The 25,531-nt window shown below is 42.2% G+C and carries 13 protein-coding genes; 5 read left to right on the top strand and 8 right to left on the bottom strand.

The window, feature by feature from the left end; genetic code table 11:
- Positions 1-5: 5 nt before the first annotated feature.
- The 4 genes from ptsP to RM368_RS00430 form a co-directional block, all read right to left on the bottom strand.
- Positions 6-2,621, bottom strand: a complete 2,616-nt coding sequence (gene ptsP / locus RM368_RS00445) for a phosphoenolpyruvate--protein phosphotransferase (RefSeq protein WP_322692211.1) — start codon at positions 2,619-2,621, stop codon at positions 6-8.
- Positions 2,622-2,682: 61 nt separating this feature from the next.
- Positions 2,683-3,879: a hypothetical protein gene (locus tag RM368_RS00440; RefSeq protein ID WP_322692210.1), complete on the bottom strand. Its 1,197-nt coding sequence runs from the start codon at positions 3,877-3,879 to the stop codon at positions 2,683-2,685.
- A gap of 363 nt (positions 3,880-4,242) precedes the next feature.
- The gene (locus RM368_RS00435) at positions 4,243-8,370 is read right to left on the bottom strand and encodes a calcium-binding protein (protein WP_322692209.1); all 4,128 of its coding nucleotides are present in this window, start codon (positions 8,368-8,370) and stop codon (positions 4,243-4,245) included.
- A 972-nt stretch (positions 8,371-9,342) separates the two neighbouring features.
- Positions 9,343-12,690: a calcium-binding protein gene (locus RM368_RS00430; RefSeq protein ID WP_322692208.1), complete on the bottom strand. Its 3,348-nt coding sequence runs from the start codon at positions 12,688-12,690 to the stop codon at positions 9,343-9,345.
- A gap of 697 nt (positions 12,691-13,387) precedes the next feature.
- Between RM368_RS00430 and RM368_RS00425 the strand changes: the two genes are divergently transcribed.
- The 3 genes from RM368_RS00425 (at position 13,388) to RM368_RS00415 (ending at position 16,480) form a co-directional block, all read left to right on the top strand.
- Positions 13,388-13,846: a M67 family metallopeptidase gene (locus tag RM368_RS00425; RefSeq protein ID WP_322692207.1), complete on the top strand. Its 459-nt coding sequence runs from the start codon at positions 13,388-13,390 to the stop codon at positions 13,844-13,846.
- Positions 13,847-13,986: 140 nt separating this feature from the next.
- A complete protein-coding gene (gene moeB / locus RM368_RS00420) occupies positions 13,987-15,159 on the top strand; it encodes a molybdopterin-synthase adenylyltransferase MoeB (protein WP_322692206.1) in 1,173 nt (390 codons plus the stop codon).
- A gap of 121 nt (positions 15,160-15,280) precedes the next feature.
- A complete protein-coding gene (locus tag RM368_RS00415; RefSeq protein WP_322692205.1) occupies positions 15,281-16,480 on the top strand; it encodes an MFS transporter in 1,200 nt (399 codons plus the stop codon).
- Positions 16,481-16,557: 77 nt separating this feature from the next.
- On the opposite strand, the gene ftsH4 is transcribed toward RM368_RS00415, so the two are convergent.
- Positions 16,558-18,426 (bottom strand): ATP-dependent zinc metalloprotease FtsH4, encoded by a 1,869-nt coding sequence (ftsH4, locus tag RM368_RS00410; RefSeq protein ID WP_322692327.1) that lies wholly within the window; start codon positions 18,424-18,426, stop codon positions 16,558-16,560.
- Between the two features lie 573 nt (positions 18,427-18,999).
- On the bottom strand, positions 19,000-20,082 hold the full coding sequence (locus tag RM368_RS00405; RefSeq protein WP_322692204.1) for a peptidoglycan-binding protein: 1,083 nt from the start codon (positions 20,080-20,082) through the stop codon (positions 19,000-19,002).
- Positions 20,083-20,559: 477 nt separating this feature from the next.
- On the opposite strand from RM368_RS00405, the gene RM368_RS00400 reads away from it, so the two are divergent.
- Positions 20,560-21,141, top strand: coding sequence for a class I SAM-dependent methyltransferase (locus tag RM368_RS00400; protein ID WP_322692203.1), 582 nt, complete (start codon positions 20,560-20,562; stop codon positions 21,139-21,141).
- A gap of 63 nt (positions 21,142-21,204) precedes the next feature.
- Here RM368_RS00400 and RM368_RS00395 read toward each other — a convergent pair whose 3' ends face one another.
- Positions 21,205-22,161 carry an aldo/keto reductase gene (locus RM368_RS00395; RefSeq protein WP_322692202.1) on the bottom strand — a complete coding sequence of 319 codons (957 nt, stop codon included), beginning with the start codon at positions 22,159-22,161 and terminating at the stop codon, positions 21,205-21,207.
- A 331-nt stretch (positions 22,162-22,492) separates the two neighbouring features.
- On the opposite strand from RM368_RS00395, the gene RM368_RS00390 reads away from it, so the two are divergent.
- A complete protein-coding gene (locus RM368_RS00390; RefSeq protein ID WP_322692201.1) occupies positions 22,493-23,233 on the top strand; it encodes an SDR family oxidoreductase in 741 nt (246 codons plus the stop codon).
- 180 nt (positions 23,234-23,413) lie between these two features.
- On the opposite strand, the gene RM368_RS00385 is transcribed toward RM368_RS00390, so the two are convergent.
- Entirely contained in the window at positions 23,414-25,165 is a 1,752-nt protein-coding gene (locus RM368_RS00385) for a serine/threonine-protein kinase (RefSeq protein ID WP_322692200.1), read from the bottom strand.
- Positions 25,166-25,531 lie beyond the last annotated feature (366 nt).

Here is a 25,531-nt window from a genome sequence, read left to right as displayed (position 1 = left end):
ATTAATTATGCAGGGGGAGTAATTGAAGTTGAGATTAGTTCTCTAACATGCTCTGCGGAATCTTGTTGTAATGCTGATGCCACGATCGCTTCACTCTCAACTATACTCAACCGAGCGATCGCCTGTTTCACTCCAGGTATACTTTGGGGATTTACGCTCAATTCATCCAACCCTAAACCTAATAAAATTGGTGTTGCTAAAGTATCTGCTGCCAATTCTCCACATAATCCTACCGAAATTCCCGCCGCATGCGCAGCTTGGACAGTTTGCTGCACCATTCGTAATACGGCTGGATGTAGTGCATCAACCAAATTTGCCACGCTGGGATTAGTGCGATCGCTAGCCATGACGTACTGACTCAGATCGTTAGTGCCGATACTAAAGAAGTCTACTTCGGCAGCTAATCGATCGGCGATCGCTACTGCTGAGGGAACCTCTACCATAATTCCTACTTTCATCGCGGCATCAAATGCGATACCAGCTTGATTTAGTTCAGCCTGCACTTCGCCCAAAATTACCTTAGCTGCACGTATTTCAGTTACAGTCGCAATCATCGGCAACATGATTTTAATTTGGTGTCCGACACTAGCTCTCAAAATTGCCCGTAACTGAGTTTTGAAGAGTTCTGGACGATCTAAACAGAAACGAATTCCCCGCCAACCCAAAAAAGGGTTAGCTTCTCTTAACCCTACTTTTATATAAGGAAGCGGCTTATCACCACCGACATCTAAGGTACGAATAATCAGCGGCCGATGATCTAAAACTTGAGCGATCGCCTGATAAACTGATAATTGTTCTTCTTCAGTCGGGGCGCTGGTTCGGTCTAAATACAGAAACTCAGTGCGGAGCAGTCCCACACCTTCTGCACCGCTAGCCACAGCAACTTGCACATCATTTATACTACCAATATTGGCGAAGACGCTAACTTGCCGACCATCACGAGTAATCGCTGGCTGATGTGCCGTGGCTCGTGCTTCCTGTTGGGCAGTTTGCCAAGCTGATTGCTTTGCTGCCAGTAAATCCAAGATGTCTGATTCTGGTTCTACCCAAGCTTTGCCACTTTCACCATCAAGTGCCATCATTGTACCATCTGCCAAGTGCAACACCTGGGCATCCACTCCCAAAACTGCCGGAATACCCAACGTCCGGGCGATAATGGCACTGTGGGAAGTGGCACTACCTGAAGTTGTACAAATACCCAACACCTTTGTCGGATCTAGTCCCGCCGTATCTGAGGGAGTTAAATCAGTCGCCACCAAAATCGCTGGTGACTCAAGATGCAGGTTCGCAGGCGCATTCCCAGCCAGTAATCGCAGCACTCTTTGCCCAACATCTACAACATCGTCAACTCGCTCTTGCAGATAAGAATCCTCAAGAGTGTGGTAAGAAGTAACTACTTCATCAACTACAGCTTGCCAAGCTGCTTCAGCATTTATATGGTTGTCCAAAATACGCTGATGAGCCGCTTCTAACAGTACTGGATCTTCTAAAAATAGTAATTGGGCATCAAAGATGGCAGCTTCAGCATCACCAATTTGCAGAGATGCTTGTGAGAAAACTGCTTGAATTTCTTGTCGGGCAGTGTTAATCGCTGATTGTAACCGTTGCCACTCTGCATCAGGATCGTTTACGTGGTATTCCGTAATTGTGATGTGAGTGGGTTGATAACGAACAACAGGCGCGATCGCTACTCCACTAGAAGCTGCAATCCCTGAAAGTTCGCCGTGATTTGCTGGAGTAACTTCATGGTGAAAAGCTGGTGGAGACTGCGAAACAACACGATCTTCACCCTCCGGGTTCGGCAGTCCAACGCCAGTCGCCTGCGACGGGAAACCCGTCTTCAGCGCTGGCTCCTCTTTGTTGGAATAACAAGACTGGGCTGCCTCACCAAAGTTATTGGCGAATAATGCCTGTAATGCTCCCAGCGCCTCATCTGCATCAGAACCAGTGGCAGTAATTAGCAGTTCGTGTCCTTGACGCACTCCTAAAGTTGTGACTTGGTTAATACTGTCACCTCTGACTAGCTCAGTATTTCTCGTTAAATTCCGTACCAGAATTTGAGATTGAAACCGGGCTGCGGTTGCCACAAACTGGGCGGCGGGACGGGCGTGTAATCCTAAGCGATTGCTCACAATCAGCCGAATTTCTCGTGTTGGCGATTCTATATTGGTTGTTATTGGGCTGACAACAGACAACGGCTTCGTAACCACACCCAGTTGAGTTGCTTTTGCAAGCAGTGCGCCGCGTGCTTCCGCCATAACTTGGTGAATATCTCTACCAGCCGCCGCCGCTACTACAGCAGCGATCGCGCCTTCTACTAGAGGTGCTTCACACAAATACACTTTTTCCTGTTGTGCTTCTGGCAAAAACTCGATTGCCATTTCTGCACTCAGCAAAGCACTACCCAAATCCATTAACACCAAGACACCATCATCAGAAAAAACAGAAGCGATCGCTTCATAAACCTGAATTGGATCTGTACCCAATGGATTTTCCGAATCTTCAATACCTGCTGCAACAGCAATGGAAACTTGGCCTTGAACCATCTGCGCGGCGAGTTCCCGCACACCCAAAGCTAGTTGTTTACTGTGAGAAACGATAACAATTGCGATCGCGGCCACACCGTCAACCTTGTTGAGAGGTTTGCGTTTAGCTAGTTATCCATTTCATTTTCCCATTCCGCTAGAATTGCAACTGCCCGAAAATATTCCGGTCTTTCCAGCTAGAAATACGAATAAAATAGCCTTCTTTTACGGAAATACGTGGTTTCCACTCATAAACTCCATCGCTAGCAGTACGGGAAGAAATGTTTTGGATAAGTTTGTTCCCATCGTACAACTTAATCGAGACATCGCTATCAAAATTATCCCGCCACAATATTAAAAAAGGCTGATCTTTCTTTGGCAGTACTTTACCAACTGGTTGAGCGATCGAGATTTTTGGCGCAATCTGATTTTTGCTTTTCTTACGGAATTCCAGATAATGAGGTAGATGTCGGAAAGTAGGATTTTCTTGCAGATTAGACAGTTGGGGAACAATAATGTTTCCCTTCTGGGAATTGAACAAATAAGTCGATCTGCCACCGTCAACGGTAATAATATCGCCTTTGACTCCTAATTTACGTAATAAATCGGCTGCCTCATCCAGAGTTGCTTGGTTCACCGTCATAATCAACAAAAGCTCGTCACCTTTAACACCATCTTTGTTCAGAGTACCGATGACTTGATATTTATTCGCTTGGTTTTGGGCTAATACTTTCGCCGGATGATCGCTATATCGATAAGTAACAATCGCATTCTTCACTGCTTTTTGGTTAAGAGGCGCACCGCTAGCTTGGTTGTAATCGGTAATATATGCCTGTTTATCATTCCAGACTAAAGTTTTGAGGCGAATATTACGATAATATTTATCTTTTGGTTCCTTGATTGGGCCATAAGGGCTAGTGCCACCAGTGATGACTACACCATTAAGTTTAATCGGAAAGGATAATTGAGTACTAGATTGATATTGTTCAAAGAAAGAACAATTAATCATCGAAAAAACATTGTTTGCGTAAAGTTTTTTATATTCATCCGCAACATCAGAAAACAACTTATTTTGGAAAAAAGGGCTGTAATATTTACCTTTTCCTTGATAATATTTACCTTCATTTAGACCCATATTATCTACCTCTCCGATAATTTGGTCTATATGCATTTTACCCAAATTAATAACTTGTAAATAGGCTTCGTTACCATTCGTTAATTGTTTTCTATATAAAGCTGCCCCATCTATAGCTTGGAGAGCTTGATAAGAAGATAAAGGGTTGAAACTTTGGGCAATCCAAAAGCTACTCAGAATCGGCAGCAAAAAAAGCAGTAAATTGATTAGAGCATTCATCGTCTTGCGATCGCAATTCCACAAAAAGTTGTTGTTACTACTTTAAGGCTATTGGCTCCCCTCTCCGTGTCGGAGAGGGGTTGGGGGAGAGGTCAAAAAAGGGCGAACTCACATTTTTTTAACAGTAATTGCATTAGACTTCTTGGCAAAAGTCGGGAAAAGGGGAAGGTGGGGCCCCCTCTGGGGATAAGGGGCGGGGGAAAGGTTTGTTATTTTCCCTTTCCCCTTTAACCTTTACCCTTTTCCACCAAGAGTGCAAAAAGCAGAAATGCCAAGAGGTCTATTGAGCACTATCGTTTGCAAGGTGCTTTTGTAAGCACCTCATAACCTTTGTCGCTTAACGATTAGAGAATTTAATGACGATTAAACAAGCACAAAATTATTTTCGGTTAGTGACAGTCCAGCAGATAGTTGTGCAAATTTTACCTGAGTAAACCCAGATGCACTGCCGTCTTGGTCAAAGAACAATCCACCTGTAGAATTATCATAAATAAATCGTTGATTGCTTGTCGTTGCAGATGTTCCGATGGTGAACTGAGCATCCGACAGTGAACCTATTAATAACCCGCCACCAAAACCATTAGCATATACTTGAATCAGTTCATTAGTAGCGTTGAAGTCATAAATAGTGTCAACACCCTCATTGTAATTATAGAAACCAAAGGTATCAGTCCCATCCCCTCCAATTAGGCTGTCATTACCGTTTCCACCTTGGAGGATATCATTGCCATTGCTCCCAACAATATTGTCATCATAGCTCGTACCTGAGATATTTAATTGCTCAATATTGTTGTAGTTAACACGATACATGCCCACCGTAATTGTTCCAGTGTTAGTAGTAGCATTGAATGTCGAAGTGATTCCCCCAGAAGCAAAGTAGTAATTGGTGAACAACGAATCATTACCATTACCCCCATCTACTGTTTGAGTCACTAAATCAGACAGGTTACTATCTATGGAACTAGCGATTAGATTGAAGGAATCATTGCCATCGCCCCCAGACAGAAGGTTATCACCTGTTGAATTGCTGAAGCTCAACTTGTCGTCACCAGCGCCTCCTTCTAGCGTGTTATTACCAGACGGGCGAGAGTCGGAGTAGTCGTTGGAGTTGTAGCTGTAGTAGTCACCAGAGATATCAAGCTCATCATTGCCATCACCCCCAGAAAGCAGGTTATCGCCTTTTGAACCACCAGCGCTCAAGCGATCGTCACCAGCACCTCCGTTGAGAGTGTTATTGCCTAATGAGCGAGAGTCCGAAGAGTCTGTGGGATTATTCTCGTTGTAGCCGCCAAAAATGGTAAGAGAATCATTGCCATCGCCCCCAGAAAGCAGGTTATCACCTTTTAAACCACCAGCACTCAAGATGTCGTTACCTGCACCTCCGTTGAGAGTGTTGTTGCCTAATGAGCGAGAGTCGGAGATGTAGCCGTAGTTATTCCTGTAGCTGCCAGAAATGTCAAGAGAATCATTGCCATCGCCCCCAGAGAGCAGGTTATCACCTTTTGAACCGCTAGCACTCAACGTGTCGTTACCTGCACCTCCGTTGAGAGTGTTATTGCCTAATGAGCGAGAGTCGAATTTGGCGAATGTGCCACTGAATGTGTCGTTGAATATGCTGCCAGAGATATCAAGAGAATCATTACCATCGTCCCCAAAGAGCAGGTTATCGCCTGTTGAACTGATAGCACTCAAGGTATCGTCACCAATACCTCCGTCAAGGGTGTTATTTCCCGCACCACCTCTGAGCAAGTCATTACCGCTCAACCCGTCGATGATGTCGTCACCCCCCTGACCATTGATGACATCATTAGAGTTGTCAAAACCCGTAATGTTGTTATCGAGGTCATTAAGGAAGGTAACAGTGTTCCTGTTGAACACAGTAGTTTGAGTGGAATCAGCATCAAACACATCAAAACTGTCGCTGATGCTGGTTTGTCCATCAAACAGGATATTGCCAATAGCTGGTCGTGAAGAAGTTGCTGAGAGATTATCCAGGTTTTCTAACTTGAAGTTTTGTAGAATAACTTTCCTGTCATTACCGAAACCTTCAAAGGTAATTTCTAAGTTGTTACCATTTTGAGTTAATTGCAGATTTTGAGCAGTAAAACCTATAAATTGCAAAGTGTCTAAGGAGGCAATTACGGTTGCTGAGGTATTTGAACCTTTACCTATGCCACCGAAATCGGTGATAATATCAGTGTTAGTGCCGTCATAGGAGCTATCGCTCAAGCTATAAATAAATTTGTCATTGCCCGTGCCACCAGTTAGGGTGTCCTTCCCACTCTCACCTGCCAAGATATCATTACCTGCACCGCCAATAATCGTATCTTTGCCATAGCTCCCAAAGAGCGTATCGTTCCCACTATTCCCCAGAATGTTGTCGTCGAAAGCTGTGCCTAAGATATTTAATCGTTCGATGTTCTTGTAGTTAACTTGATTTGTGCCCGCCGTAATTACTCCCTTGTTTGTAGTGGCATTGAATGTCGTTGCGATCCCCTTTGTAATATTGACATTGGAGATGTAATCAACGGACAATACATCGTCACCCGCTCCCCCATCGATTGTATCTTTGCCAGTATTGCCTGTTGAAAGCGTATCGTTGCCACTATTGCCAACAATATTGTCGTCGAAAGCTGTACCTGAGATATTTAATTGTTCGATATTCTTGTAATTAACCTGATTTGTGCCCGCCGTAATTACTCCCTTGTTTGTAGTGGCGTTGAATGTTGTTGCGATCGCCCCTGTGGGATTGCTGTACCTGTAATCAACGGACAATAGATCCTCACCTGCTCCCCCATCGATTGTATCTTTGCCATCATATCCCCCAGAGAGCGTATCGTTCGCACTGCTTCCTACAATATTGTCGTCATAAGCTGTACCTAAGATATTCAATCGTTCGATATTCTTGTAATTAACCTGATATGTGCCTGCCGTAATTTCTACATTGTTTGTAGTGGCATTGAATGTCGTTGAAATACCCGCTGTAGCGAAACTGTAATCAACGGATAAAAAATCGTCACCTGCTCCCCCATCTATCGTTTGAATTGCTAAATCAGAGAGGGGAGTATCTGAGGATTTGGTACTTAGATAGAAGGAATCATTGCCATCGCCCCCAGAGAACAAGTTATTGCCTGTTGAATAATTAGCAGTCAATGTATCGTCACCAGCACCACCATTAAGGGTGTTATTGCCTGAAGAAAGGTAATAAAATTCTCGACCGCTATAGTTGATAATATCGCCAGAGATATCAAGAGAATCATTACCATCACCCCCAGACAGTAAGTTATTGCCTGTTGAAATGCCAGCATTCAAGGTATCGTTACCAGCACCACCGTTGAGGGTGTTATTGCCTGATGCCTTAAAATTAGGGTCTCCTCTATAAGTTGTAATTCCAGAGGTGGAGAGAGAATCATTGCCATCGCCCCCAAAGAGTAAGTTATTCCCTGATGGAGACTGAGCATTCAAGGTATCGTCACCAGCACCTCCTTCTAGGGTGTTATTACCTGAGGAGGGGTAATAGATGTTAGGGCTGAAGCTGCTATAAGCATTAGAGGTGGAAAGAGAATCATTACCATCGCCCCCAAACAGTAAGTTATTCCCAGATGTTGCCCCAGCATCCAAGGTATCATCACCAACGCCACCCTTGAGGGTGTTAGCGCCTGTTGAAAATTTAACATCTAAGCGATCGTTACCAGTACCACCAATCAGAGAGTCATTGCCCGCACCACCCACGAGGGAGTGATTACCTGTGGAAGAGTCATTACCCGTACCACCTATGAGAATATCATTCCCCGCACTACCAATGAGGGAGTCATTACCCGCACCACCTCTGAGTGTGTCGTTGCCACTTAAGCCGTCAATGAGATCATTGCCACCCTGACCATTGATGACATCATTTGAGTTATCAAAGCCATTAACATTATTGTTCAGATCATTAAGAAAAGTGACTGTATTATTATTGAAGATAGTGCTTTGGGTCAAGTTGGCATTGAACACATCAAAGCTATCTGTGGTGCTAGTTTGTGTATCAAATAAGATATTGCCCAAGTCTACAGTGGCCCCTGTAGATTTGCTCAAGTTTTCCAGGTTTTCCAGGGCAAAGTTTTGCAGGATAACTGAGTTCTCAAAAAACCTTGTATAAGCATCTCCTGCAAAGCTGATTTCCAAATTGTTGCCTTTTTGGGTCAACAACAAATTTTGGGCTATGGCATCAGTGCCCTGGAATTCTAGGGTATCCACATCGGCAATGACTGCTGCTGTCGGGTTTGTTCCTTTACCGACACCACCAAAATCGGTGACGATCGCAGTATCGTTGTTGTTGCTGTTGTAGTAGTAGTAGACGAATTTATCATTGCCGCTTCCACCAGTTAAGGTGTCTTTGCCACCGTTAGAATATATGATATCGTTGCCTGCAAGACCGTTAATCGTATCCGCGTCACTATAAGTACCCTGTAGGATATTATCACCGTTAGTTCCAATGATATTTGCCATAACTTTTACCTTTCTAAATCATTTTTTTCAGTAACTTCAGTTGTCAATTTGCAGATTGTGCTGTTTCAGGGCGCAAAAATTCACCGAAATCTACATACTTTGTACGTCACCCTTGAAAAACAGTAAATTTATCGAAAATTTCCTCAATTTCAAGGTTTTTGCGTATACTTTTTTTAGAGTCTCAAACTATTTAAGTCTTAAGCACTGTACAAATTAATTAACGTGTGAATTTGCGAAAACTAGTCATTTCAGGTTTTTTATCATCCTTTTTGAGTAAAAATTACTCTTTTAAGTACCTAAAATTCTTTATATTTATTTTTTTGCCAGCGCCTAAGTCTTACTAGAAGATAAAAATAATCAACAGTTGACTCTTAATCGGGAAAAAGATTTTGATGCCTTCCTTGTAACCTGTTATCCGTGGGTGTCTAGCTTGAAAATAGAGAATATCTCAAGAACCTCAAAAGAACTACACAGTCAATATCATACTTAGATGTTTCTACTTAAATACTCATCTTTGCATACTCTTCACATTACTTACTGAAAAATCTATACACAAGTATTGAGCTTTGTATATTCTTTATATTCTTCTGTGTCTAGGCAATAAGAAAGTAGAACCTAGTAGATAAATATTTTATAAGGTTATAAAAAATACATATATTTATTTTTGAAGGCTGCGATCGCCTGTGGTTTTTGCTAGCTACGCCTTGGTTTACTTATACTACGATTAAGAGCGATCGCCTGCCAATATATATCTATGCAAGAATCGCTATAGGTTATAAAAATTATCAACGCAGATATAAACAAACTTAACCAAGAATACTGCAAATCATTTGCACCCATGCCGAAAGTTAAGGAACCAAATCCATCATCTACTCTCTGTTTGTACTAATTGCATTGAAAAATCGAATGGGAGGTGTTGTTTTAAGTACCTCCCATTTCATGCCTTGAGCGATCTTAGAGCGCTAATGAAGATTAAACAATCACAAAGTTCTTTTCAGTTAGTGTCACACCACCCAAAAATTGTGCAAATCTTACCTGAGTATATGCACCACCACTACCATCTCGGTCAAAATACAGTACACCTGTAATATTGTCATAGATAAATCGTTGATCGCCTGTGGTTGCAGATGTTCCAAGGGTAAACTGACTTGGCTTAAGTGAACCTATTGATAAGGCTACATCAGAACTAGAATAACTCGGTAATTGAATGAGTTCATCAGTCGCGTTGAAGTCATAAATAGTATCAAAAACATTGTCAATATATTTGAAAGCAAAGGTATCATTACCATTACCTCCATAAAGGCTATCATTGCCAGACTCCCCATAGAGCGTATCATTGCCATTGCTCCCCACAATTAAGTCATCGTAATTTGTACCTGAGATATTTAATCGTTCGATATTCTTATAGCTAACGCCATACGTGTCCCCCGAAATCGATCCCGTAATCGATCCAGTGTTAGTGGTGGCATCAAAAGTCGAAGCGATCCCGTCTAAAGGATAATATCCGTAACCGTAATTGACGAACAATACATCATCACCCTTACCCCCATCTATCGTATCATTGCCACTATATCCAGTTGAGAGCGTATCGTTGCCATCATTCCCCACAATAAAGTCATCGTAATCTGTACCTGAGATATTTAGTCGTTCGATATTCTTGTAACTAACTCCACTCGTGCCTTCCGTAATTTCTCCCTTGTTTGTAGTGGCATTAAAAGTCGTTGTGATTCCCTTACTACCATATCTGTAATCGACGGACAACACATCGTCACCTGTCCCCCCATCTATCGTATCTTTACCATTAGTGCCTGTGGAGAGCGTATCGTTCCCACTATTCCCCACAATGTTATCGTCATGATATGTACCAAAGATATTTAATCGTTCGATATTCTTGTAGCTAACTCGACTCGTGCCCGCTGTAATTTCTCCTTTGTTTGTAGTGGTATTGAATGTTGAAGCGATCCCCCTTTCAGCATTCCTGTAATTAACGAACAAGAAATCGTCATCCTTACCCCCATCTACCGTTTGAGTCACAAAGCCAGAGACAGCAGGAGGATATGAGGATGGAAGTTGGCTGCTGTTTACATAGAAGGAATCATTGCCATCGCCCCCAGAGAGTAGGTTATTGCCTAAGGTGAGAGAGTCACTACTTGTATCAGTAACTGCGTCAAAAAAGCCAGAGACGTCAAGAGAATCATTGCCATCGCCCCCAGATAGCAGGTTATCACCTGATGAACCACTAGCATTCAAGTAATCATCACCAGCGCCACCGTTAAGGGTGTTATTGCCCTCTGAGCGAGAATCGGAGGAGGAGGAGTAGTAGATGCTCTGTGATGATTCAAAGCCAGAGATATCTAAAGAATCATTGCCATCGCCCCCAGATAGCAGGTTATCACCTTTTGAACCGCTAGCATTCAAAGTATCATTACCTGCACCACCATTGAGGGTATTATTACCAGATGAGCGAAGGTCGTCGTCTTGTATGGTGTAGCTGTTGTAGTACTGGTAGCCAGAGGCGCTAAGAGAATCATTGCCATCGCCTCCAGAAAGCAGATTATTGCCTGGTGAAGAGTTAGCATCCAAGGTATCGTTACCAGTATCACCGTTAAGGGTATTATTACCCACACCACCACGCAATAAGTCATTGCCACTTAAACCGTTGATTTTGTCATCACCCTCTTGACCATTGATGACATCATCTGAGTTGTCAAAGCCGCTAACATTGTTGTCGAGGTCATTAAGAAAGGTGACTGTGTTCTTATTGAAGATAGTGCTTTGGGTGGAGTCGGCATTGAAGACATCAAAGCTGTCCGTGATGCTAGTTTGTCCATCAAATAGAATATTGCCCAAGTCTACAGTGGCTCCTGTAGATAAGCTTAGATTATCCAGGTTTTCCAGGGCAAAGTTTTGCAGAATGAGTTTGCGACCACCAATCACGCCAGAAAAGGTGATTTCTAGATTGTTGCCATTTTGGGTCAACAGCAGATTTTTGGCAGTTAAGCCTGTACCTTGAAATATTAGGGTGTCCACTTCGGCAATGACTGCTGATGTAGGATTTGTTCCTTTAGCTACTCCACCAAAATCAATGATAGTACTAGGGCTGTAGTCTAAGTTGTAAACAAATTTATCCTTGCCACCGCCACCTATGAGGTAGTCATTGCTATTACCAATGCTATTACCACCATTAAGGGTATCATCGCCATTACCACCATTGAGGGTATTATTACCCTCACGGCGGGAATTTTCAGCGCCCAAAGGGCCGAGGGAATCATTGCCATCGCCCCCAATGAACAGGTTATCGCCTGATAAACCACTAGTACTCAAGGTATCATCACCTGCACCACCGTTGAGGGTGTTTTTGTCATACGAGCGATCCCCAGGTAAAAAGAACCCGGAAGCAAAGATGAAGAGAGAATCATTACCATCGCCCCCAGAGAGTAGGTTATCGCCTAATGAGCTATACTGAGCGTAGTCAGCACGCAATGTATCGTCACCGGCACCACCGTCTAGGGTATTATTACTTGAGGGGGATAAAAAATAGATGTCAGAGCTACTGGCGCTATTAGAAATGTAAAGATAATCATTATCATCCTCACCAGAGAGTAAGTTATTGCCTGTAAAACCCCTAAAACTCAAGGTATCGTTACCTGCGCCACCGTTGAGGGTGTTATTGCCCGCACCACCACGCAACAAGTCATTGCCACTTAAGCCGTTGATTTTGTCATCACCTCCTTGACCATTGATCGTGTCATCTGAGTTGTTAAAACCGTTAACATTGTTGTCGAGGTCGTTAAGGAAAGTGACTGTGTTCTTATTGAAGATAGTGCTTTGGGTGGAATTGGCATTGAAGACATCAAAGCTGTCTGTGATGCTAGTTTGTTTATCAAATAGGATATTGCCCAAGTCTACAGTGGCTCCTGTAGATAAGCTTAGGTTATCTAAGTTTTCTAGGGCAAAATCTTGCAGGATGACTGGACTATAATCAAGCACCCCTTCAAAGCTGATTTCCAGATTTTTGCCATTTTGAGTCAGCAACAGATTTTGAGCAGTCAAGCCATTGCCTTGGAATTTGATGGTATCAACTTTGGCAATGACTGCTGCTGTTGGGTTTGTTCCTTTACCTATGCCATCAAAATCAGTGATGATATCATTGTCGTCACCCAAATTGTAAACAAATTTATCCTTGCCGTCTCCACCAGTCAGGGTATCACCGTACTTGTTGCCTGTAATGGTATCGTTGCCTGCAAGACCCTTAATCGTGTCCGCATCATTACTACCCACTAGCGTATCATTACCATTGGTTCCAATGATATCTGCCATAACTTTTACCCACCTGAATAGATTTTTTCAGTAACTTTAAGTTCTTAACCCTGAGTTAATGCTGTTTTAAAGGACAAAAACTCACTGAAATTTGACGTTTTTGACATACTTTCTACTTCACCTTTGAAAAACAGTAATATTTATCGAAAATTCACCTTATGAAAAAGCTTTTAGGTAGCACTTAGCTAACTATCTCAAACTATTTAAGTCTTAAGCAATGTACAAATTCATCAGCGTGTGTATTTAGGTGAATCCAGTATTTCAGGCTTTTTTAATCATCTTTGTTCTGTATAAATCACTGAACAAGTATTAAAAAATTTGACAAGTAAATATCTAAAATTCATCCTTCATAATTTGGTTTTTTGCCAGCGCCTAAGTCCTACTAGCTTAAAATATAGAACGTTTCAATAGCCTCAAAATAACTACATAGTTAATATCCTACTTAGATATCTATGATTTAGATAGGCATCTTTACATACTCTTCACATTCCGGGATGAAAAATATACATACAAGTAGTGAGCTTGTATATTCTTCATATTCTTCTCGTGTCTAGGCAATACAAAAGCAGTAAGCAAATGTTTGAGGGAGCGATAAAAAAATACATATCTTTTTTAAAGGCTGCGATCGCCTGCGGTTTTTGCTAGCATACGCATTAAGCAAAAATTGTTAGAAGTTGCTAAAATTACAAACGCAGACATGATCCAACTTAGCCAAGAACACTTGCAAATTATCCGCACCCATGCCGAAAGCACTTACCCAGATGAGTGCTGTGGTATAATTTTGGGCTATCTGGCTAATGAGGGCAAAACTGTGGTAGAAGTCATGCCAACAGAAAATGCTTGGAATACAAAAGCGGCTGCTGAATTTCCGGGGGAAGGCACAACAGAAAGTAAAAGACGACAATATACGATCGCACCCGAAGTTATGTTAAAAACACAAAGGGAAGCACGCGATCGCTCACTGAACATTATCGGCATTTTTCATTCTCATCCAGATCATCCTGCTATCCCTTCAGAATGCGATCGCATATACGCTTGGCAGGGATACTCGTATATAATAGTTTCCGTCCAAAACGGCAAAGCTGGAGAACTCAAAAGTTGGAGCCTTGATGATACTCATCAGTTTCAAATAGAGGAAATTGAAAATATAAAATAACTGACTTAGTTTAAAGATAGTCACTCGTAGCGGTTTTAGCCGCCACCACAGATGAAAATTCGTCTTTCCCACTCCTATCTCTATATAAGATCCAGTTTTTCGATAGGATTAATATTCCGCTTTCCTACATCATAACTGCTATGCTCAATCCCAATCTGGACGAAATCCAGTTAAGCAAAGACGATTACGAACGCTACTCCCGACACCTGATTTTACCGGAAGTAGGACTAGAAGGACAGAAGCGCCTGAAAGCCGCTAGTGTAATGTGTATCGGTACAGGTGGACTCGGTTCACCACTACTTTTATATTTGGCGGCGGCGGGTGTTGGACGCATCGGAATTGTCGATTTTGATATTGTCGATACTTCTAATCTGCAACGCCAAGTAATTCACGGGACATCCTGGGTGGGTAAACCTAAGATTGAATCGGCAAAAAACCGCATTCACGAGATTAACCCCTATTGTCAGGTTGATTTATACGAAACTCGCCTGACTTCCGAAAACGCCCTGGATCTGATTCAACCTTACGATATCGTCGTAGATGGTACTGATAACTTCCCCACCAGATATCTAGTTAACGATGCCTGCGTATTGCTGAATAAGCCCAATGTCTACGGTTCAATTTTACGCTTTGAAGGGCAAGCTACTGTATTTAATTACGAAGGTGGCCCGAATTATCGTGACCTTTTCCCAGAACCACCACCACCAGGAATGGTTCCTTCTTGTGCAGAAGGTGGCGTATTGGGAATTTTGCCAGGAATTATTGGTTTAATCCAAGCAACCGAAGCTGTTAAAATCATTTTGGGACAAGGCAACACTCTCAGCGGGCGATTGCTGCTATACAACGCCTTGGATATGAAATTTCGGGAGTTGAAACTGCGTCCGAACCCGATTCGCCCAGTGATTGAAAAGTTGATAGACTATGAAGAATTCTGCGGGATTCCACAAGCTAAGGCAGAGGAGGCAAAACAGCAGATGGAAAGTCAAGAAATGACTGTCAAGGATTTGAAGGAGTTGTTAGATAGCGGTGCAAAGGATTTTGTACTGCTAGATGTCCGCAACCCCCATGAGTACGACATTGCTAAGATTCCGGGTTCAGTGTTGGTGCCCTTACCAGACATTGAAAATGGCAATGGTGTTGCTAAGGTGAAGGAAATATTGAACGGTCATCGTTTAATTGCTCATTGTAAAATGGGCGGGCGATCGGCAAAAGCCCTAGCTATTCTCAAGGAAGCCGGGATTGTCGGGACGAATGTTAAAGGCGGAATTACCGCTTGGAGTAAAGAAATCGATCCGTCAGTTCCGGAGTATTAACAAGAGAGGCAGGGGGCAGGGAGCAGGGAGCAGGGAGCAGGGGAGAAGTTGCACTAAATCTTTCCCCTCTGCCCCTCTGCCCCTCTGCCTCTTGTGCCCAATGCCCAATTTCCATTTCGTTATGACTACCTTGAAATCTCATCTGAATATTTTATGGGTGCAAGTTTGGGTGTTGGCAGCAGTGCAGGGAGCAATTACCCTCTCGTGGTTAATTTATAATATTTATTTGCCGCAACTTCTGACTCAGTTTGGTTTTCCGGCTTCATTAGCAGTTGGTTTGGTGCTAGTTGAAAATGCTTTGGGTGCGGTGCTGGAACCAGTGATGGGTGGACTTTCAGACCAAGCTAGACGCTGGGTAGGAACTCGGTTTCCTTTTATTTCAGTAGGTATGATTCTGGCATCGGCTTTGTTTATTGCCATACCATGCGTTGCAAGTTTGATCCCGTCTACTACCGTGATGCGGGCACTTTTACCTATAGTATTGGTAGCTTGGGCATTGGCAATGGCAATATTTCGTTCTCCAGTTATGTGCCTATTGGGGATGTATTCGACACCAGCCCAGTTACCTTTAGCAGTAAGTTTTGTCACTTTAACAGGCGGTGTGATTGGGGCTTTTAGACCGATAAGCTACAAGTTTATTCTAAGCTTAGGGCCAGTTTATACCTTTGCAATTGGTTCTTTTGTGATGCTGGGGGCGGCAGCTGTGTTGCGGTTAGTCAATCCTCCAGAAGCACCAGTGGATAGACACCAAGCAGAAACAGTAAAGTTGCCCTTACAGAAATTGGCTTTGATTTTAGGAACTGGTTTCGGTGTTGCGTGGGGTATCCGATTTCTCATGGATGTCTTGGGTAAAGTACTCAAGACCCAACTGAATACTGATAATATTGATGTGCTGATGGTGTGGATTGGAATAGCGATCGCAATTGCCAGCATCCCAGCAGGAATCTTCGCCGTTAAAATTGGTAATAGTCAAGCAATGCTTTGTGGAATCTGTGCAATCATTCCTTCGTTATTGATAATGATATCTGTAGGGGCACAAATTCCGATAATTGTGTTGATAATTCCAAGCTTTAGTTTAATTGTCAACGGAGCAATTCCTTTTGCTTTAGGGCAAGTACCCCAGCGATGGGCGGGATTAGGAATTGGGATGTATTTTGGTGGGTTTGCTTTAGCAATGAGTTTGTTTGGCGTTATATTTCCCCAACTGCAAGTAATAACACCTTTTTTTGGTGCTGTTGGGGGTGGATTAGCATTTTTGTTAGCTGGTATTTGTATTGCGATAAGTGGCATTTCTGAAACGCAAAGGAACGCAGAGGTTTAACGCAAAGGAACACAAAGGTACGCAAAGTTATTCTCTGCGTACCTCTGTGGATGAAATCTGACTTTCTTAATTACGAATTAAGAATGAGTTACAGGTTTAACTTGACTCAACAAATCGTGCAGTTTTTCGCCTTCAATGACCTCTGTTTCTAAGAGTTGAGTAGCGATCGCTTCTAGCAAGTCTCGATTCTGTCTAAGAATCTCTAGGGCTTGCTCGTGGGCTGTTTCCACGATTTCCTTGACTTCGATATCAATCGCTTTCGCTGTATCTTCGCTCACCAATCTCCGAGGATTCGGCGCACCATTACCCAAAAATGCTGCTTGTTGTCCTTGTTGATAAGCTAATGGCCCTAAGACTTTGCTCATACCATAAGCTGTTACCATCCGTTCTGCCAAGTCAGTTGCTCGTTGCAAATCGTTGGAAGCACCTGTGGTAATACTGTTAAACACAATCTCTTCGGCGGAACGTCCACCTAACAGAGTTGCAATCTGACCCCGCAATTCATCTTCATTCAGCAAAAAGCGGTCTTCAGTTGGTAATTGCAGAGTGTAGCCTAAAGCAGCCATCCCACGAGGAATAATCGAAATCTTTTCTACACGACCGTTTTCGGTTGTCAGCGCTCCGACCATTGCGTGACCAACTTCATGGTATGCAACAATCTTTTTCTCTGTGTCGTTCATCACGCGGCTCTTCTTCTCTAAACCGGCGACTACCCGCTCAATTGCTTCGGCAAAGTCTTCTTGAGCAACCTTTTCACGCAGATTGCGCGCCGCTAATAATGCGGCTTCGTTTACCAAGTTTGCCAAATCTGCGCCAGCAAAACCAGGGGTACGAGTAGCGATCGCTCTTAAATCTACATCATCTCCTAATTTTACCTTTTGAGCGTGAATCTTGAGAATTGCTTCACGACCAGATAAATCGGGACGGTCTACCAACACTTGGCGGTCAAAGCGACCTGGACGCAGCAATGCCGGGTCTAGGGTTTCCGGGCGGTTGGTAGCTGCTAGCACAATCACCGTTGCATCCCCAGCTGCAAACCCATCCATCTCAGTTAGTAATTGGTTGAGGGTTTGTTCGCGCTCATCGTTACCACCGTAGAAGCCGTTACTGCTACGAGATTTACCAATCGCATCTAATTCATCAATGAATACAATACAGGGAGCTTGTTTTTTAGCCTGTTCAAACAAATCCCGGACTCTGGAAGAACCGACACCGACAAACAATTCGACAAACTCGGAACCAGAGATGCTGAAAAATGGAACTCCTGCTTCTCCTGCTACGGCTTTTGCTAAAAGTGTCTTACCAGTACCAGGAGGCCCAACCAACAACACACCTTTGGGAATCCTAGCGCCGATTTGCGTAAACCGTGCCGGAGTCTTGAGGAAATCTACAATTTCTACTAACTCAGTTTTTGCTTCTTCTACCCCAGCCACATCTGCAAAAGTGATTTTCGCAGATTCGCCTTCAACGTAAACCTTAGCTTTGCTCTTACCAATGGAAAGCGCACCTTGAGGGCCACCGCCACCAGCACCACGTGCAAGAAAGAACTGCCAAATCCCAATAAAAATCAGTGGTGGAATCACCCAACTTAAGAGGGTTGTGAACCAAGTATTTTTGGGTGGCGGTGTAGCAGCGAATTCAACTCCTTTTTCTTCTAGCAGTTTGGGTAACTCTAAATCAAAGATTGGTGTCGTTGCAAACACCTGGCCCGGTTGGGAATTTTCTGTTTTTGTTTGGTAAAGAATCTGGTTTTGACCAACGGAAACGCGGCTGACTTCCCCTTCCTGTACTTGATGAATAAATAAGCTATAGGGAACACCAGCAGGGCCAGAAGCAAATAAACCAGGCAAAAATAAATTCAAGAGCAGGAATAGTCCTGATACTGCCAGTAAAATATTAGCAACGATCCGAAACCGAGGTGACTTAGGCTGTTCTTTAATTCCCATAAATGTTACCAATCCTGAAATAATGAAACTAACTTGAAAATTGGGCATAGGGCATGGGGCATGGGGCATTACTTTTCCCCTGCTTCCCCCGTTCCTTATTTCCCTTAACGTTTTGAGAAACTTGATTAAAGACTGATCAAGAATGCTGATATATTCGCCCAATCTGAGCAATGTCTACGACGGATTGTAAGACTCATGATGCTCGTTAGCCCTTGCATCTCGCTTTGGGAGAAGACTCGCTAACGATAAGGCAAGGTTGTTCGGCTTGTCTCGGTCTTCAAGTATACTACTCTTTCTCATAATTTCTCCCATTTAGCAATGTTTGCAGCATTTTTTTACTTATTTATGTAACTAAACTTAACAATTTAATTAATCTTTGGGAACTAACGAGCAAATACGGTTTACCGTACTCAAAAAATATGCAGAGATTGGGAGATGCAAATAGAAATCCCCCACAAAGAGTTATTTTGAAGCCTTTGTGGAGTTTTCCTTGTTCCAATCTGGAATTTTTATCAAGTCATTCTACTCTGAACTTTGGAACTGCGTTCTCCATATATGCGGTTCCTCTAGCCATTAATGTCCATCATGTGACCAGTGGGGGCGATCGCTAGATAATTTAATCACACCGTAAGAACGCCCAACTTGCCATAAAGTAGAATTTTCATAACTCGTTCGTGGCTGAGTAATGCTAACTGTCGTTCCGTTAGCGTTTTTGATATTTAAGATTCCTGACCAAGTAATTTCCCAATCAATTGCTAATCTTTGGGTATGACGAGAGGTAAGAACAGGTCGAAAAGCAATATTATAAGCAGACACCATTTCTTTAGCAGCTTGGACAGAACCAGCATTGGTGTAATGTAGCCAATTAATATCTACATTAGGCATCGGTGGAACATCTTTGGCAGCAATTTCATTATTACTAATACGGAAAGCATAGTGCATTAAATAAGCTCGTTCTGAAGGGCGAAATACTGAAGATATATCGATATTAGCTCCGGCATTTTTTAAGGCTTGCTCAAAAGCTTGTACTTTTTGACGGAAGGGAGAAGCTAAATCATCAATTGAGTCGCTGTCTGGGAAAAAATTAACCCAGGCTTTTCCACTCAGTCGTTGTCTTAATTTTTTAGCGTATTGAGTTATGTTGTCTAAAGCCAACTCCAAATCAATGCCAAGCTTGGTTTTTGTTGTATTAGAAAGCTGTTGAGCTAACTCGGCTCGGAAATTGATGTCTCTGATTTTATAAGTTTCGGCTAGTCCTTTTGTACTGTTGGGGCCAAAGTCTCCATCAGCTACTAACGGCGGATTCAAACGACCGATCGCTGTTAAACTTTTTTGTAAATCTTTGACTTCATTTACTCCAAAGTTAAGATAGGTTAAGAATTTATTCCCGCCATCGGTGTAGATAGCAAAATAAATTGCAAAACCTTGCTCTAGCGCTTTTTTATAAGTAGCAGTATCGACAATTCCCGTTACTGTTAAAGCATTACTAGTCTGATAATCACGCGTTGCTTGAGTTGTAATATTCCCAAAATCCCCATCAACGGCAGCAATAGGGAAGTCGTAATCTAAAAGAAATTTCTGCCAAGCAGTTACAATTGGCCCTTCGGATTTTTTCTGGAGAGTCGGAAGTTGCAAAGCTTGAAGTTTAAAGCTCATAGTTTTTCTTGGATGAAACAATTGTTTTGAGTTAATTTCTGTGTCACTATTCGTCGTATAATTTAAGTTACTACCGCTGCCAATTTGGTATCTCGTACTTCATGAGAGCGATTGGAGTTCAATAAACGCTGTTTTGCAAAACCCACTTTGGATTATAACATCCGCAGTTATATTAGCTTTTCTCAGGCGATCGCCGATCATCTTATATATAAACGCCTCTATCCTTTTGTTCTTTCTGTGATATCTTACGGTTCCTGTATTACGCGTAATACGTTAATTAAATTCATCCTATCAGGTGAGTCTAATGGGTGAGGTACAACAAACACCAAGTATTGTACCTTGATGCTATCAAATGGTTGTTTAGCACCCCAATTTCTCGGCTCAAAAATTAGGAAGTAGATAATGAATGTAAACCAAATTATTGGAGATTCAAAAAATAACATTTTTGCAAACCTTCGGAAAAACTTTTTTGCCTGGATGATGGCTTCAAATAGTAGTAAATACGATCAAATTGTCAGCGATCGCAAACGTTCTCTTTTTGGTAATCTCCAAGGTAAAGTTTTAGAAATTGGCCCCAGAACAGGCGCTAACTTACCCTACTATCCTAAAGATATCCATTGGATAGGAATCGAGCCAAATTCACAGACGCATTCTTCTCTTCAAAAACAAGCAGAAAAACTGGGTTTAAATATCGACCTCCGCATTGGTAATGCCGAATGGTTAGATGCCGAAGATAACAGCATCGATACTGTTGTTAGTACATTCTTTTTATGCTCTGTGCCGAATATAGATTATACATTGCAGGCAATTTTAAGAGTACTTAAACCAGGTGGACGCTTCTTATTTATTGAACATGTCGCCGCACCTCAAGGAAGTTTATTGCAACAAGTACAAAACACAATTAGTCCAATTGGGAAAGCAATAGGTGATGGTTGTCATCCAGATAGAGAAACTTGGATAGCATTAGGAAATGCTGGTTTTAGTAGCATCCATTACGAGCGATTCGATGCACAATTGCCAATTGTTAGTCCTCATATTATCGGCGTAGCAATAAAATAAAAGTATGAATAAACCCCCGGCGAAAGTCGTGGGGTTTATCAGGTTTTCCAGCAGAGAGAGATTTTATGGATTCTCGCGCAGGAAAGTATCAATATCATTTAGTTCCTGCTGATTGAGGCGAAATTCTCCAGCACCAATGATTCCTTCTACCTGCTTAGGATTGCGTCCGCCAACGATCGCCGCAGTCACCGCCGGATTATTTAAAGTCCAAGCGATCGCAACTTCACCTGGTGAGCGATCGTGTTGTTTACCAATGTGTTGCAACACCTCGACTAGCTTCAGGTTACGAGATAGACGTGGCTCCTGAAATTCACTACTGTTTTTGCGCCAATCATTATCTGGGAAATTAGCAACTCGCTCAGGTGTCATCTTTCCTGTGAGCAAGCCAGATTGCATAGGTGAATAAACAATCACACCTATGTTATTTTCCTTACAAAAAGGCAGAATCTCCTTTTCGACATCGGGCTTCACCAGCGAATAAGGCGGTTGCAATGACGTAACTGGTGCAATCTCTTGGATACGTTTCAACTGTTCGACATTGAAATTGGAAACTCCGATATAGCGAACCTTACCCTCATCCTTGAGCTTGACCATAGTTGTCCAGCCTTCTTCGATTTCTGAGTCAGGGTTGGGCCAGTGGATTTGGTAAAGATCGATGGTTTCAACCTCTAGTCGGCGCAGACTGGCTTCAACCTCCCGCCGCAGAGAATCCGCTTTCAGACTGCGACTAATTTCGCCCTTTTCATCCCAGATCATTGAGCATTTCGTGAAAATGTAAGGGCGACTAGATCGACCTTTGAGCGCCTTAGCAACAACCTCTTCAGAATGCCCTAAACCATAAATAGCTGCGGTGTCAATCCAATTAACGCCGAGGTCAAGAGCGCGATCGATCGCTGCGATCGATTCTTGGTCATCTTGCTCTCCCCAACCAAAAGCCCATTCACCGCCACCAATCGCCCAAGCACCAAAGCCGATTGGGGTAATGTTAAGCTCCGAATTACCAAGCTGTTTGGTTTGCATATCTACTTTCTTCAAGAATTTTTGAGTCAATTGCTACTTTAAGCTGCAAATATTTTCTCAACAGCTATCTGAGGTGTGAATTAGTACTAGTACAAATATGACAGGCGATCGCTCTCAATACGCTTCGGATAAGCACTTTTCATATCCGTTGTGGTTTGGGGAAAGGGCAAAGGGTAAGGGGTAAAGGTTTGAATTCACCTTTTTCCCTTTCCTCTTTAACCGAACTGTATTGCAATTACTCTTGAATATTGTGTTGATACACATTACTTGTATACTAAACTTGCTCAAAGATAGTAAAAGTTGTCAGTGCCGATCGAAATAGAGAAGTAATATGTCAGAAGATTTAAAAGGCAAAGTTGCGCTAATTACAGGTGCAAACAAAGGTATTGGATATGAGATTGCCCGCCAATTAGGTTCTAGAGGTGCTACTGTTCTTGTTGGTTCAAGAGATATAGGACGTGGTGAAGAAGCGGCGAATAAACTTCGTCTTAGCCAGATCGATGCCCGAACAATTCAACTTGATGTGAGCGACCAAATAACAATCGACTCTGCGGCTAAACAAATCGAGAGCGAATTTGAAAAACTTGATATTCTCGTGAACAATGCTGGAATAATAAGTGATGGCGACCGCCTTCCACCTAGCCAAGTTGATATTGAAACACTACGACATACTTATGAAACGAATGTATTTGGAGTGTTTGCAGTTACAAAAGCGTTGTTGCCACTTTTAAAGAAATCAGAAGCAGGGCGAATAGTGAATTTATCAAGTGGTTTAGGTTCTCTGACTCAGAACTCCGATCCAAATTACGAATTCGCTAATTTTAAGTTTCTTGCTTATAACTCATCCAAAACAGCAGTGAATGCAATCACAGTTTTATTGGCTGCCGAACTTAAAGATACCCCAATTAAAATCAATGCTGCCGATCCTGGTTTTACAGCAACTGACATTAATCAATACCAAGGGTATCGCACTGTTGAGCAGGGTGCGATCGCAGCAGTAAGACTCGCTACTCTACCTGATGATGGTTCTAGCGGAGGATTTTTTGATGAAAACGGTGTGGTTCCTTGGTAAAAACTAGAGGGCATTGGGCATGGGTTATTTCCCTTATTCCCTTATCTCATCGTACCTCTACGGGAAAGCAAGCTAAGTGCAGTGTCTGTTTGCGACGACATACTACGCGAACGTACAAAGTGTTATGAATTACGAATTACTAATTACGAATTACTAATTACGAATTACTAATTACTAAACCTACCGAATATTAACCTCTTGCAAGTAATTTACTTCTTGAAGAGATTCAATCTTAGTAACTGACTTTTTCGGAACAAATAAATTTGTTCTTTTTGCAGAAGCTATCTTTTGATAGTCAGCTACCACGCGTTGTTTTTGAGTATACTCATTCAATTTGACTTGAGCTTGAGCATAAACTAAAGTATCTTGGGGAATATTTCGGAGAAATTTTACAGCTCGATCGAAATCACCAATAGATGCTTTTTTATAGGCTTTCTGTAAAAAGTAGGCTGCTCTGATCTGCCGCTTTCGATTATATTCAGCTAACTTGTCTTGCACTAAAGCACCCGCACGACTTTCTTGAGGAATTTGACGTAGATATTGTAAGGCGGCAGAAAAATCTTTGTCAGCAGCTTTTTCGTAAGCTTTTGCTAATAAATCTTGCGTCTGTAATTCAATGTTGACAGATGCTTGCTGAACTATTTTATCTGTTTTAGATTGCCAATATAAAATTTTTGGAACTTTGGCAGCAGCATGAAGAACATCTGACCATCTCTTCTCTTGAAAAGCTAGTTGTGCTATTTCGTATTGCTGTGCAGCTACTTGCCATTGTTCTTGCCATTCTTCAATTGTAGCTTGCGCTTCTGGATAAACATTGCTGTGAGAAGGGATCGATTTAGCGAGTGCGATCGCTTCTTCCAAATCTCCTGCTTGATATTCTTTTGTTGCTTTATATAATGTATCTGTTTCTGAATATGCAGGTGATGTATTAACTAAAGAATATACACCAAATCCCATCACTAAAGAATTAGCTGCTAGCCCTACTTTCATTCCCGTTAATAATGGGGATAATTTTCCAGACGCAGGATTTTTTGCTACTTCTAGAGAAAATTGAGAATCTTCCTGTAATGTTTCTGATGGCTGAGGTTCCCAGATTATTTGTTTGAGTACTCGCAATACTTCACTCGCAGACTGAAAGCGGTCTTGGTGATTATAGCGGATCATCTGGCTGAGAACAGCAGCTAAATAATCGTTAACTGGCGTGTTTTGAGAACGCCAAAAAATTTCATTAGTAGAAGGATCGGTTTTTAATTGTAGTGGTTCTAGCCCTGTTAAAGCCTGGATAGCAATCATACCCAAAGCATAAATATCACTGTTGGGCTGTGTTTGACCAATAAATTGTTCTGGCGGTATGTATCCCAATGAAGTGACGGGAATTCTATAAATGGGCAATTCCGCACCTATGCCAAAATCGATCGACTGGATTGAGCCAAAGTCAATCATAACTAACTTGTTATCAACAGTACGTCTAATCAAGTTTTCCGGCTTGATATCGCAATGGATCACGCCTTGAGAGTGGACAAATTCTAGAATACCTAAGACATCTATCAAAAATTCTACAACTTCGCTCTCACTCCACAGACACCCAAAATGTCGATCGATGGGCAATTCCGCAGTCAGCGCATGTCCTTCAATACACTCTTGCACTATATAAAATCGCTCGTTTTCTTCAAAACAGGCGATAAATTCAGGAATTTGGTCATGACTTCCTAGAAGCTTGAGGGTTTGGGTTTCAGTCAGAAACAGTAACCTCAGCATCTCCAAATAGCCGGATTCGGAACTGCTAACTTTAATCTGCTTAATAACGCATTTGGGATTGTCTGGATAATCTACATCTACAGCAATGTATGTTTGCCCAAACACCCCTGCACCGAGGCTTTGGACAACTTGGTAACGCCCTTGTAGTAATTTACCGATTATGTGGTGGGTCATGACCTGGTTACTCAGTAAGTCCTTTTATCTAGTTTTTCTGACATTCCCTCCTGTTTCCGGAATACTTTAGAAATAAATAACCAGAATTTTGACACTAAAATATAAGTTAATTTTTTTTAAGTATTTTTGCGTATAAAAAACATTTTTTTAGGAAAAAATACTTCGCAAACAAAATACCTTTGTTGGGTTGCGCTTTGCTTCACCCAACCTACAATTTTTCTGCCTTGTAGAAAAAATATCTTACAATCTGCAATTGCCCATCAAAATGTCGAGTCTGTCCAGCAAGTGCTAAAGGCAACGGGAAGAAGAAAGAACAAGAGAGAAATGCGGCTACTTGTCGATTAAGGGGAAAGGGAGAAGAAAAAA

Source organism: Nostoc sp. DedSLP03, assembly GCF_034530815.1.
Lineage (GTDB): Bacteria > Cyanobacteriota > Cyanobacteriia > Cyanobacteriales > Nostocaceae > Nostoc.
Note: the sequence above shows the minus strand (reverse complement) of the source record. Positions and strands in the feature narration are given on the sequence as shown.

What these genes read in the sequence shown, in the direction of transcription:
- RM368_RS00440 (WP_322692210.1), bottom strand. Translation starts at nt 3,879, where the DNA reads ATGAATGCTCTAATCAATTTACTGCTTTTTTTGCTGCCGATTCTGAGT.
- RM368_RS00435 (WP_322692209.1), bottom strand. Translation starts at nt 8,370, where the DNA reads ATGGCAAATATCATTGGAACTAACGGTGATAATATCCTACAGGGTACT.
- RM368_RS00430 (WP_322692208.1), bottom strand. Translation starts at nt 12,690, where the DNA reads ATGGCAGATATCATTGGAACCAATGGTAATGATACGCTAGTGGGTAGT.
- RM368_RS00425 (WP_322692207.1), top strand. Translation starts at nt 13,388, where the DNA reads ATGATCCAACTTAGCCAAGAACACTTGCAAATTATCCGCACCCATGCC.
- moeB (WP_322692206.1), top strand. Translation starts at nt 13,987, where the DNA reads ATGCTCAATCCCAATCTGGACGAAATCCAGTTAAGCAAAGACGATTAC.
- RM368_RS00415 (WP_322692205.1), top strand. Translation starts at nt 15,281, where the DNA reads ATGACTACCTTGAAATCTCATCTGAATATTTTATGGGTGCAAGTTTGG.
- ftsH4 (WP_322692327.1), bottom strand. Translation starts at nt 18,426, where the DNA reads ATGGGAATTAAAGAACAGCCTAAGTCACCTCGGTTTCGGATCGTTGCT.
- RM368_RS00405 (WP_322692204.1), bottom strand. Translation starts at nt 20,082, where the DNA reads ATGAGCTTTAAACTTCAAGCTTTGCAACTTCCGACTCTCCAGAAAAAA.
- RM368_RS00400 (WP_322692203.1), top strand. Translation starts at nt 20,560, where the DNA reads ATGATGGCTTCAAATAGTAGTAAATACGATCAAATTGTCAGCGATCGC.
- RM368_RS00395 (WP_322692202.1), bottom strand. Translation starts at nt 22,161, where the DNA reads ATGCAAACCAAACAGCTTGGTAATTCGGAGCTTAACATTACCCCAATC.
- RM368_RS00390 (WP_322692201.1), top strand. Translation starts at nt 22,493, where the DNA reads ATGTCAGAAGATTTAAAAGGCAAAGTTGCGCTAATTACAGGTGCAAAC.
- RM368_RS00385 (WP_322692200.1), bottom strand. Translation starts at nt 25,165, where the DNA reads ATGACCCACCACATAATCGGTAAATTACTACAAGGGCGTTACCAAGTT.